This window comes from Parabacteroides sp. AT13, assembly GCF_002272965.1.
In the GTDB taxonomy this organism is placed as follows: Bacteria; Bacteroidota; Bacteroidia; order Bacteroidales; family Tannerellaceae; genus Parabacteroides; species Parabacteroides distasonis.
The window spans coordinates 2,783,124-2,796,201 of sequence record NZ_NQMH01000001.1 but is presented as its reverse complement, the minus strand read 5'-3'; the positions used below and the strand labels follow the sequence as shown (position 1 = coordinate 2,796,201).

The following is a 13,078-nucleotide window of genomic DNA, read 5'->3' as shown; positions in this document are numbered from 1 at the left end:
TTCTAAAGGATAATTGACAAGTAGTCATTATCTTTGCCTTTAACAAAATATTATTGTAACAGATATGAGACATTTCACTTGCGTACAGGATTTAGGTGACTTGAAACAAGCGCTTAATGAAGCTTTCGAGATCAAGAAAGATCGTTTCCAGTTTAGTGAACTGGGAAAAAACAAGACGTTGTTGATGATATTTTTCAACTCAAGCCTACGTACCCGCTTAAGCACCCAAAAGGCTGCCATGAACTTAGGTATGAACACGATCGTTTTGGACGTTAACCAAGGTGCATGGAAGCTGGAAACAGAGCGAGGTGTTATCATGGATGGTGATAAACCGGAGCATTTGCTGGAAGCTGTTCCTGTAATGGGCTGTTACTGCGATGTGATCGGGGTCCGTTCTTTCGCACGCTTTGAGAATAAAGAAGATGATTATAACGAAAAGATATTGAGTCAGTTCATCGAGCATTCCGACCGGCCGGTATTTAGCATGGAAGCGGCGACACGCCATCCGTTGCAAAGTTTCGCCGACTTGATCACGATAGAGGAATATAAGAAAACAGCTCGTCCGAAGGTAGTCATGACTTGGGCTCCTCATCCGAAATCATTGCCGCAAGCCGTTCCAAACAGCTTTGCCGAATGGATGAACGCTACAGATTATGAGTTTGTTATCACTCATCCGGAAGGTTATGAGCTTGATCCTAGATTCGTAGGCAACGCTAAAGTGGAATACGATCAGAAGAAGGCTTTTGAAGGAGCGGATTTCATTTACGCAAAGAACTGGTCCGCTTATAAAGATCCGAATTACGGACAAGTAATCAGCACAGATCGTAGCTGGACCGTAGACGCAGAGAAAATGGCGCTTACGAATAACGCTTATTTCATGCATTGCTTGCCGGTTCGTCGCAATATGATCGTTACCGATGACGTGATAGAGAGTCCGCAAAGTATCGTAATCCCCGAGGCCGCGAACCGTGAGATCTCTGCGCAAACCGTATTGAAGAAAATATTGATGGGATTATCTAATCTTTAGGATAGAGAGATAGGGTATTCTTTACGATGGGCATTCTTAGGTGTTTATAACAGGCATTCTTAACACCTTAGAATGCCCATTGTAAGCATCTAAGAATAGGCATCAAGGTTTTTCAATGTAAACGAGCCATCCCAACAATAAAAGAGTACTCCCCTACTCTTGTAGAAAAGTACTCTTTCTATGGCTGAAAACAAATCTATTAAGCCTCTCCTGTCGGACCTGCGAAGTCCTCAAAATTAGCTGTTTTGTTATTATTATTTCCTGCTTGAAGTTGCTCCCCAAATTTCTTGATATTGTCTTGCAAAGCGAATAACAAACGTTGAGCGTTATCCGGAGTTAAGATTACGCGACTTTTGACTTGTGCCTTAGGAGCTCCCGGAACCACCCGGATAAAATCTAGGATAAATTCAGAGCTTGAATGAGATATAATAGCCAAATTGGCGTAAGTTCCTTGTGCCATTTCTTCAGATAACTCGATCTGAATCTCGTTATTGGCAGGTTTGTTGTTTTCCATACTTTCTTTTTTTAAATTTATGGTGATTAAAAATTGCGAAGACAAATATACATATTTATTCCGGGTTACAAAGGGGTTGAAGACTATAAATGCAAAAACGACTACCTTCTCAGGCAGTCGTTTTCTAGTTGTGTTTTTAATTCTCAATTCTTTAGACCAATGTAAAAATACCTTTTGTGTTTGATATAATTGGTTTTGGCGTTTTAGTTAAGGTTTGTTTTGTCTAAGTGCTAATCTCTTTCACTTGAACTTTACAAAAGTAAGGGCTTTAGCAAAGACCACCAAATACTATATGTGCAATAAATAATACTATATCATCAACACTTGACACAAATCAATGTAAACATGCTTTAAATCATGTTTTAAATTATAAACCTCGAACGGGAATATTTCTCCCTGTACTCTGTAGGGGTACTCCCCCTACGCCGTTTGAATACCCGGTTGAAATTCGATAGATTATTAAAACCGCACCTGTAACATATTTCAGAAATACTGTCACTTGTATCGGTCAAACGGCATACCGCCTCGGCTACCCGGATCTCGTTCAAGTTATCGATAAATGTCTTTCCCGTCCACTTCTTCAAGAAACGCATCAATGAGGCATCGCTCATATTTGTTAACTTAGCCACTTCCGACAAGGTGATACGTTTTTGATAATTTTCGTGTAAATATAACATGATACTATCTAAACGATCGGTATCGTTATTATTATAGTTCTTTACCGTGTTCACGGCATTCAACCGACGGGCTGCTTTATCCAAAGATAGAATCTTAAGAATCTCGACCAAACACAACAGGTTCTTGAAAGAATCCGGCTTGTTATCGTTCGACAACATTCTTAATTTATCTTGAATGCCAAGTATCATTTCCCGGCTGAAAACAAGACCACTGGAAGCGTTATCAAACATATCCTTCATGGTCTTGAAATGCCGTCTATTGATCAAGCTATCAAATAACGATTTATGAAATTGTATCGTTATCTCAAAGATCCCATTACACGGACACTTATGGTTCGAGTAAGCATGCTTCGTTCCTCCCGCGATCAACACCAAATCAAGATCATCGATTTCCTCGACCGAATCGCCAACTATCCGGATAGCACCAGCGGCATTCTCCAGATAGTTCAACTCAAACTCCATGTGTACATGTAACGGAAAATTAAACCCCGATTTCGGGCGTTGCATGACCAAGAAGCAATCTTCTGATGAAAGCGGGGTCGTTTCCTTCAATACGTCTACTTTCCCCATACACACAAAGCTTTTTTATTCGAGTATCAACGTACTGATTACCGGGCAATGGTCGGATGGGAACAGGTTATTCAACGTTTCAGTCAATACACCATGACGCAATACCTTGATATTCCCTTTCACGAAGATATAATCAATCCATTCACGCTTGTCGTAAGGGATCTTTCCAAAATCATGGAATGTCCATTCCGGGCCATAAGTAAACCCTGCGATCGTGCGGGAATGAGTCAAATGACGAGGATCACTCGGATTAATCAATACTTGTATCGGCTCATCAGAAGGCACGGCATTGAAATCGCCAGTCACGATTATAGGTAAATTCTCGGATAATTTCTTCGCTTGCTCCAGCACCAAAGAAGCTCCTTCATGACGAGCCACTTTCCCCATATGATCCAAGTGCGTATTCAAGAAGAAGAATTTCTTTCCCGTATTCTTATCTTTCAAGATCGCCCAAGTAGCTACACGCTCGCATGCGGCGTCCCAACCTTTCTTACCAACGGCATTTATATCTTCGGCTAACCAGAAATTACCGCTTTTCTCAACGGAAAAACGATCCTTACGATAGAAAATCGGAGCGTACTCCCCTTTCGTCTTGCCATCCTCACGACCAACACCCACATAAGCGTATTCCGGTAAACGATCAAGCAAATCATTCAGCTGATTATTCAAGACCTCTTGCGCACCGAACACATCCGCCTCATGGAATTTCACTAAATCAGCAGCGAAATCTCTTCTGAATTTCCATTGATTATCCTTATCACCCGAATTATCGTAACGGATGTTATAAGACATTACATTCATTTTCTCATCGTTGTTTTTAGCGAATAAGCAGCCAGTGGCAAATAAAGCCACCATTAAACAAAGTAAAATTCTCTTCATGATATTGATTATTATATGTTTCTTATATGTCTCAGTATTTATCTATGGTCTTTGTTACCTCGCAAAAATAAAGTTTATCCATTTATTAAGCAAATAAGGAAGAACAAAAAAGGCCGACAGATTGCTCTGCCGGCCTTTCTTTATAGTTTATTAAACGTTCCTATTCTTCATCATCTTTGTCCATGGCATTGAAATCAACCACGTTCTTGCGATTAGCGAAGATACGATCGAACTCATCCTTTGCGCCTACGATCAGCTTATCAAACTCACGCTGACCGGTACCGGCAGGAATCAAGTGACCACAGATAACGTTCTCTTTCAAACCTTCCAAACGGTCTACCTTTCCGTTGATAGCAGCCTCGTTCAATACTTTCGTCGTCTCTTGGAAAGATGCGGCGGACATAAAGCTGTTCGTCTGCAAAGCGGCACGTGTGATACCTTGAAGGATCTGGTTGGCTGTAGCCGGAATAGCGTCACGTACCTCGACCAACTTAAGGTCACGGCGTTTCAACATACTATTCTCATCTCTCAACTTACGTGCAGTCACGATCTGTCCGGCTTGCAATGTCTGAGAATCACCCGGATCGGTAACAACTTTCTTGCCCCAGATACGATCGTTCTCGTCCATTACCTCCAACTTATCAACAATCTGCTGCTCCAAGAAGCGAGTATCTCCCGGATCAACCACCTCTACCTTACGCATCATCTGACGAACGATAACCTCGAAGTGCTTATCGTTGATCTTCACACCCTGTAGACGGTATACATCCTGAACCTCATTCACGATATATTCCTGTACAGCCGTCGGACCTTTGATCGCCAAGATATCCGAAGGAGTGGTAGCACCGTCTGATAGCGGCATACCCGCACGGATATAGTCGTTCTCCTGAACCAATAATTGTTTAGACAGAGGAACCATATATTTCTTAACCTCACCCAACTTAGACGTTACGGTGATCTCGCGGTTACCACGTTTGATCTTACCGAATCCTACCTCTCCGTCGATCTCAGATACGACAGCAGGGTTAGACGGGTTACGAGCCTCGAACAACTCGGTTACACGAGGAAGACCACCGGTGATATCACCGGCCTTACCTACGGCACGAGGGATCTTAACCAAAACCTCACCAGCTTTCACTACATCACCATTGTCTTTCACGACGTGAGCGCCCAACGGCAAAGAGTAGTTCTTCAAGTAATTACCATTCTCATCCACGATATGAGCGGCCGGAGCCTTCGTCTTATCCTTAGACTCGATGATGATCTTCTCCTTCAAACCGGTAGTCTCATCACTCTCAACCTTGTAAGTCACGTTCTCTACCAAACTCTCGAACTCGATCTTACCGGAAACCTCTGACACGATTACGGCATTGAACGGGTCCCACTCGATGATCACGTCACCCTTCTTAATTGAGTCACCGTTGTTGAAGAACAACTTAGAACCATAAGGTATATTATGAGTCAACAACACAATCTTCGTGTTCGGATCAACAATGCGCATTTCAGCCAAACGGCTTACTACTACCAAATGTTTCTTTCCGCTCACCTCGTCTACCGCCTCAACAGCACGAAGCTCGTCGATCTCTAAAATACCATCATATTTAGATGTAATACTATTCTCTGTAGCGATGTTGGATGCGATACCACCGACGTGGAATGTACGCAACGTCAACTGTGTACCCGGCTCACCGATAGACTGTGCGGCGATTACACCGACAACCTCACCCTTCTGAACCATGCGGTTCGTAGCCAAGTTACGTCCATAGCACTTAGCGCAGACACCCTTCTTAGACTCACAAGTCAATACGGAACGAATCTCGACGCTCTCGATCGGAGAGTCTTGGATTGCCTTAGCGGCATCCTCACGGATTTCCTCACCGGAACGAACGATAACCTCGCCCGTAATCGGATGGATCACATCGTGAACAGATACACGACCTAAGATTCTCTCATACAAGGAAGCGATCACCTCCTCGTTATTCTTCAATTCCGTACAAACCAAGCCACGCAATGTACCACAGTCTTCCTCGTTTACGATCACGTCGTGAGAGACGTCAACCAAACGACGAGTCAAGTAGCCGGCGTCGGCAGTCTTCAAAGCGGTATCGGCCAAACCTTTACGAGCACCGTGAGTAGAGATAAAGTACTCCAACACGGACAAACCTTCCTTAAAGTTAGAAAGGATCGGGTTCTCGATAATCTGACCACCTTCTGCACCACTCTTCTGCGGTTTCGCCATCAAACCACGCATACCGGACAACTGACGAATCTGCTCCTTAGAACCACGGGCACCGGAATCCATCATCATATAGATTGAGTTGAATCCATCGTTATCCGCCGTCAATTGCTTAATCAAGATATTAGACAAGTTACTATTAACGTGTGTCCAAGTATCGATAATCTGGTTATAACGCTCGTTGTTGGTAATGAAACCCATATTATAGTTAGCCATGATCTGCTCAACCTCATCGTATCCCTTCTGAACCAACTCATCCTTTTCAGGCGGGATCAGAACGTCCGCTAAGTTGAAGGACAAACCACCCTTGAATGCCATATAGTAACCCAAGTTCTTGATATCGTCCAAGAACTGAGCGGTACGAGCCACACCACAAGCCTTGATTACCCGACCGATGATGTCACGAAGAGACTTCTTGCCCAACACCTCGTTTACATAACCAATCTCTTTCGGAACAAACTCATTTACCATCAAACGACCTACAGAAGTCTCTACCATCGTCTTCACCAAGTTACCGTTCGCATCCAAATCCTCCACGTAAACATGGATCGGAGCATGGATATCCAACTTCTTCTCATTGTAAGCGATCGTAGCCTCTTCCGGACCATAGAAAGTCAAACCTTCGCCTTGTGTACCCTTGCGCAACTTGGTAATATAATACAAACCAAGCACCATATCCTGAGAAGGTACGGTAATAGGAGCACCATTCGCAGGGTTCAAGATATTGTGTGAAGCCAACATCAACATTTGAGCTTCCAAAACAGCCTCATTACCTAACGGCAAGTGAACAGCCATCTGGTCACCGTCGAAGTCGGCGTTGAATGCCGTACATGCCAACGGGTGCAACTGGATAGCCTTACCCTCGATCAATTTCGGCTGGAACGCTTGGATACCCAAACGGTGCAATGTCGGGGCACGGTTCAACAATACCGGGTGGCCCTTCATTACGTACTCCAAAATATCCCAAACAACCGGTTCCTTACGGTCAACGATCTTCTTGGCGGATTTCACCGTCTTCACGATACCGCGCTCGATCAATTTACGGATAACGAAAGGCTTATAAAGCTCGGCAGCCATATTTTTCGGCAAACCGCACTCGTGCATCTTTAATTCCGGACCTACGACAATAACCGAACGAGCGGAATAGTCAACACGCTTACCCAACAAGTTCTGACGGAAACGACCTTGTTTACCTTTCAAACTGTCGGACAAGGACTTCAACGGACGATTGGCGTCTGTCTTAACAGCGCTCGATTTACGAGAGTTGTCAAACAAAGAGTCCACGGCCTCCTGAAGCATACGTTTCTCATTACGTAAGATCACTTCCGGAGCCTTAATATCGATCAATCGTTTCAAACGGTTATTACGGATAATAACACGACGATATAAATCATTCAAGTCAGAAGTAGCGAAACGGCCACCGTCCAACGGAACCAACGGACGCAGTTCGGGAGGGATCACCGGGATCACCTTCATAATCATCCATTCCGGTTTGTTACGACCTCTGGACGCACGAAAAGACTCAACCACCTGAAGGCGTTTCAAGGCCTCGTTCTTTCTCTGTTGAGATGTGTCCGTGTTCGCACGGTGACGCAACTCATAAGAAAGAGAATCCAAGTCCAAGCGAGCCAACAGATCATAAACAGCCTCAGCGCCGATCTTAGCGATGAACTTATTCGGATCCGTATCCTCTAGCAATTGATTTTCTCTTGGAAGGCTATCCAAAATATCCAGATATTCCTCCTCAGATAATAGGTCTAACTCACCGACCGTGTCTACGCAACCCGGCTGGATCACGACGTAGCGTTCGTAATAGATGATGGAATCCAGTTTCTTGGTAGGAAGACCTAGCAAGTAACCGATTTTATTAGGCAAAGAACGGAAATACCAAATATGGGCAACAGGAACCACCAAATGGATGTGTCCCATACGTTCACGACGAACTTTCTTTTCCGTAACTTCCACTCCACAACGATCGCAGACAATACCTTTGTAACGGATACGCTTGTACTTACCGCAATGGCACTCATAGTCCTTGATCGGACCAAAGATACGCTCACAGAACAAACCGTCACGCTCAGGCTTATACGTACGATAGTTAATTGTTTCCGGTTTCAAAACCTCACCGCTGGAGTTCTCTAGGATCTCCTCAGGGGATGCCAGACCGATGGTTATTTTTGAAAAGTTACTCTTTATCTTGTTTTCTTTTCTAAAGGCCATATTATTTATTTATAAAGAGTTATCAATAGATAAAGTAGACGGGCCGTAGCCCACCTACTTCTTTATTGTTATTGAATTAATCCAGAGTGAAACTCAAACCAAGTCCTCTCAACTCGTGCAATAATACATTCAGAGATTCAGGAATACCCGGCTGTGGCATCGGATCACCCTTCACGATCGCCTCATAAGCCTTCGAACGTCCTACAACGTCATCAGACTTAATCGTAAGAATTTCCTGAAGAACATGAGCGGCACCGAAGGCTTCCAGTGCCCAAACCTCCATCTCTCCGAAACGCTGACCACCGAACTGTGCCTTACCACCTAACGGCTGTTGCGTAATCAAAGAATACGGACCGATTGAACGGGCATGCATCTTATCGTCAACCATGTGGCCCAACTTCAAGAAGTAAGTCACACCCACCGTAGCAGGTTGATCGAAACGCTCACCAGTACCACCATCATACAAGTAAGACTTACCATAGCGAGGAATACCAGCCTTGTCTGTCCATTCATTCAAATCATCCAAAGTCGCGCCATCGAAGATCGGAGTAGCGAACTTAACGTCCAACTCACGTCCGGCCCAACCCAACACGGCCTCGAAAATCTGTCCCAAGTTCATACGAGAAGGCACACCCAGCGGGTTCAAGCAGATATCCACCGGAGTACCGTCTTCCAAGAACGGCATATCCTCCTGACGAACGATCTTTGATACGATACCCTTGTTACCGTGGCGACCGGCCATCTTATCACCTACCTGAATCTTACGTTTCTTGGCGATATAAACCTTAGCCATCTGTACGATACCTGTCGGCAGCTCATCACCGATCGTCAAGTCGAACTTCTTACGTCTCAACTCAGCGTCAAGCTCCTTGTACTTCTTCAAATAATTCAAGATAACCTGCTTGATCAACTCATTCTTCTGAGCGTCTGCCGTCCACTTGCTTACTTGGATGGAGTTATAATCCAATTCTTCCAGAGATTTGCGGGTAAACTTAGCACCCTTAGCGATAATCTCCGTATTCATATAGTCTTTAACACCTTGAGAAACCTTGCCGTTTGTAAGCACTAACAACTTATCAACTAACAAAGTCTTCAAGCTAGCCATCTTTTCTTCGTATTCCTCGTCCAACTTCGGCAAGATCGCCTTATCAGTCAATCTGGATTTACGTTTCTTGACAGCCTTCGAGAACAAAGCGGTCTCGATAACCACACCGCGCAAAGACGGAGTAGCCTTCAAGGAAGCATCCTTCACATCACCCGCCTTATCACCGAAGATAGCACGCAACAACTTTTCCTCCGGAGATGGATCAGACTCACCTTTCGGAGTGATCTTACCAATCAAGATATCACCCGGCTCGATACGAGCACCAACACGAACAATACCTCTCTCATCCAAATCCTTGGTAGCCTCTTCGCTGACGTTAGGGATATCGGAAGTCAATTCCTCCATACCACGCTTTGTCTCACGTACCTCAAGGATATACTCGTCAACGTGAACAGACGTAAAGAAATCCTCGCGAACCATACGCTCGTTCAACACGATAGCATCCTCATAGTTATAACCCTTCCAAGGCATGTAAGCCACCTTCACGTTACGTCCCAAAGCAAGCTCGCCTTTCTGGGTTGAGTAACCCTCGGTAAGGATATCGCCGGCTTTTACACGTTGTCCGCGATGACAGATCGGTTTCAAATCGACCGTCGTGCTCTGGTTGGTCTTACGCCATTTCGGGATATTATATGTCTTAACCGCATCCTCGAAGCTAACGAATTCCTCGTCCTCCGTGCGGTCATATTTAATCTTGATACAAGTAGCATCAACGAACACAACCTCGCCCTCACGCTCAGCCATGATCTGAGTACGGGAGTCACGGGCAACCTGCGCCTCAATACCGGTACCAACAATCGGAGCGTCCGTACGCAACAAAGGAACTGCCTGACGCATCATGTTAGATCCCATCAACGCACGGTTAGCGTCATCGTGTTCCAAGAATGGGATCAAAGAAGCTGCGATAGAAGCGATCTGCTGCGGAGCCACGTCCATCAAGTCAAGCTCAGAAGGAGGAACAACCGGAAAGTCAGCCTCGAAACGAGCCTTCACCTTATCACGAATAAACTTACCGTTATCATCCAATGGAGCGTTACCTTGAGCGATTGTCAACTCTTCCTCTTCCTCCGCCGTGTAGTATTGCAAGCCTTCCTCAGAGAAGTCGACCTTTCCATCTGCCACCTTACGGTACGGAGTCGAGATGAAACCAAGATCGTTGATCTTAGCGTATACACATAAAGAAGAGATCAAACCGATGTTCGGACCTTCCGGGGTCTCAATCGGACAAAGACGACCATAGTGCGTATAGTGAACGTCACGAACCTCGAATCCGGCACGCTCTCTAGACAAACCTCCCGGACCTAGGGCTGATAAACGACGCTTGTGCGTGATCTCCGCCAACGGGTTCGTCTGGTCCATGAACTGAGACAAGGCATTCGTTCCGAAGAAAGAGTTAACCACGGAAGAAATCGTCTTCGCGTTGATCAAATCAATCGGAGTAAACACCTCATTATCGCGAACGTTCATACGTTCACGAACTGTACGTGACATACGAGCCAAACCAATACCGAACTGGTTATACAATTGCTCGCCAACCGTACGTACACGACGGTTGCTTAAGTGGTCGATATCATCCACGATAGCCTTCGAGTTGATCAACTCGATCAGGTACTTGATGATCTCGATAATATCTTCTTTAGTCAAGACCTTAACATCAGCGCTTGTAGTAAGGCCTAACTTCTTGTTGATCCTGTAACGTCCTACCTCACCCAGATCATAACGTTTCTCTGAGAAGAACAGGTTCGTGATAACCTCGCGTGCGCTAGCCTCATCAGCCGGTTCCGCATTTCTCAACTGTCTGTAGATATACAACACAGCTTCCTTCTCGGAGTTACTCGGGTCTTTCTGGAGCGTATTATATATGATAGCATAGTCGGACAGATTCTGGTCCTCACGATGCAACAAGATATTTTGCGTGCCTGAATCCAAGATAGCCTCGATATTGTCGCTATCCAGTACAGACTCACGGTCGATGATTACATCGTTACGTTCAATAGAAACCACCTCACCGGTATCCTCATCTACGAAATCCTCCACCCAAGTCTTCAAAACACGAGCGGCCAGCTTACGTCCGATAAACTTCTTCAGGTTTGCTTTCGTTACCTTCACCTCTTCCGCAAGGTTGAAGATTTCAAGAATATCTCTATCGCTTTCAAAACCAATAGCTCTCAAAAGAGTAGTTACAGGCAATTTCTTTTTACGGTCGATGTAAGCGTACATCACATTGTTGATGTCCGTAGCGAACTCGATCCATGACCCCTTGAACGGAATAATACGTGCGGAGTACAACTTCGTTCCGTTTGCGTGCGTGCTTTGCCCGAAGAATACGCCCGGAGAACGGTGCAGCTGAGACACGACAACACGCTCGGCGCCGTTGATCACGAAAGTACCTCTGTCCGTCATATACGGGATCGGACCCAAGTATACATCTTGGATCACCGTATCGAAGTCCTCATGATCCGGGTCCGTACAGTACAGTTTTAACTTCGCTTTTAAAGGCACGCTATAGGTTAACCCGCGAGCGATACACTCATCAATACAGTAACGAGGCGGATCTATATAGTAATCTAAGAACTCCAACACAAAATTGTTACGGGTATCCGCAATCGGGAAATTCTCGGCAAATACCTTATACAATCCCTCCTTCTTTCTCTTTTCAGGAGGAGTGTCAAGTTGAAGAAAGTCTTGGAACGACTTCAATTGAACTTCGAGAAAGTCCGGATACGGGAACTGATTCTTTATCGAAGCAAAATTAACTCTTTGGTTTTCAGCTGTTGAAGACATCTAGTAAGGAATTTATTGAACTTATTGAAATTATAGACACAAAAAGGTTAAGAGTCTTCGTAGTCGGAGACTCTTAACCAAATCACCTGGAAACCAGGTTATAAATACTATTTAAGCTCAACTTCAGCTCCAGCCTCTTCCAACTGTTTCTTCAATGCCTCAGCATCAGCTTTAGCGATACCTTCCTTGATTGCACTAGGAGCGCTATCTACCATATCCTTAGCCTCTTTCAAGCCAAGACCTGTTAATTCTTTAACTAACTTAACGATAGCTAATTTATTAGCACCTGCTGCTTTCAATACAACATCGAAAGAAGTCTTCTCTTCTGCAGCGGCAGCAGCACCACCAGCAGCAGGACCAGCAACAGCAACAGCTGCAGCAGCAGGTTCGATACCGTACTCTTCTTTAAGGATAGTAGCTAATTCGCTAACTTCTTTAACGGTCAAGTTTACTAATTGTTCTGCAAAAGCTTTCAAATCTGCCATTTTTGTATGATTTAAATGATTATTTATCTGTGTAATGTTTTAATGAAAAATTATCTTTCTTCCAAAGTCTTCAACAGACCATGGATAGTTTGTCCTGATGACTGAAGAGCAGAGATAACGTTCTTCGCCGGAGATTCCAACAATGCGATAACATCGGCAATAAGTTCGTTTTTGCTCTTGATATTTACTAATGCCTCAAGATTCTCAGCACCTACGTAGAAACTTTCTTGTACGTAAGCAGCCTTCAAAGCCGGTTTAACGACTACACCTTTTTTAGCGTCCTTAGTAAAATCCTTAATCAGGCGAGCGGGAGCATTAGCGACTTGTGAGAACATCACAGCCGTATTGCCTTTCAAAGCTACGTTAAGATCAGAGAAGTCACCCTCAATGTTCTCCAACGCTTTCTTAAGCAAGTTATTCTTTACAACGACTAACTTAACCTCACGCTTGAAACACTCTCTTCTCAATTTGCTGGTTTTCTCAGCGTCCAACGCCTCGATATCCGTCAAATAGAAATTAGGATATTCCTTTAATGTTTCAGTTAATTGACCTATAACAGTTCCTTTATCTTCCTTTCTCAT

General features: G+C 44.5%; 8 protein-coding genes. 1 reads left to right on the top strand and 7 read right to left on the bottom strand.

Annotated elements, in window-relative coordinates:
- Positions 1-64 precede the first annotated feature (64 nt).
- Positions 65-1,027, top strand: coding sequence for an N-acetylornithine carbamoyltransferase (locus tag CI959_RS11625; RefSeq protein ID WP_022192799.1), 963 nt, complete (start codon positions 65-67; stop codon positions 1,025-1,027).
- Positions 1,028-1,226: 199 nt separating this feature from the next.
- On the opposite strand, the gene CI959_RS11620 is transcribed toward CI959_RS11625, so the two are convergent.
- From CI959_RS11620 to rplJ, 7 genes are all read right to left on the bottom strand, one after another.
- Positions 1,227-1,541 carry a DUF3467 domain-containing protein gene (locus CI959_RS11620; RefSeq protein WP_005854225.1) on the bottom strand — a complete coding sequence of 105 codons (315 nt, stop codon included), beginning with the start codon at positions 1,539-1,541 and terminating at the stop codon, positions 1,227-1,229.
- 362 nt (positions 1,542-1,903) lie between these two features.
- Complete coding sequence (locus CI959_RS11615) at positions 1,904-2,788, bottom strand: AraC family transcriptional regulator (RefSeq protein WP_095231444.1); 885 nt, start codon at positions 2,786-2,788, stop codon at positions 1,904-1,906.
- Between the two features lie 15 nt (positions 2,789-2,803).
- Complete coding sequence (locus CI959_RS11610) at positions 2,804-3,667, bottom strand: endonuclease/exonuclease/phosphatase family protein (RefSeq protein ID WP_095231443.1); 864 nt, start codon at positions 3,665-3,667, stop codon at positions 2,804-2,806.
- A 160-nt stretch (positions 3,668-3,827) separates the two neighbouring features.
- A complete protein-coding gene (rpoC, locus tag CI959_RS11605; protein WP_008779989.1) occupies positions 3,828-8,123 on the bottom strand; it encodes a DNA-directed RNA polymerase subunit beta' in 4,296 nt (1,431 codons plus the stop codon).
- A 76-nt stretch (positions 8,124-8,199) separates the two neighbouring features.
- Positions 8,200-12,012: a DNA-directed RNA polymerase subunit beta gene (gene rpoB / locus CI959_RS11600; RefSeq protein ID WP_057317400.1), complete on the bottom strand. Its 3,813-nt coding sequence runs from the start codon at positions 12,010-12,012 to the stop codon at positions 8,200-8,202.
- A gap of 107 nt (positions 12,013-12,119) precedes the next feature.
- The gene (gene rplL / locus CI959_RS11595) at positions 12,120-12,497 is read right to left on the bottom strand and encodes a 50S ribosomal protein L7/L12 (RefSeq protein ID WP_005854220.1); all 378 of its coding nucleotides are present in this window, start codon (positions 12,495-12,497) and stop codon (positions 12,120-12,122) included.
- Positions 12,498-12,547: 50 nt separating this feature from the next.
- Positions 12,548-13,078 carry a 50S ribosomal protein L10 gene (gene rplJ / locus CI959_RS11590; RefSeq protein ID WP_005867245.1) on the bottom strand — a complete coding sequence of 177 codons (531 nt, stop codon included), beginning with the start codon at positions 13,076-13,078 and terminating at the stop codon, positions 12,548-12,550.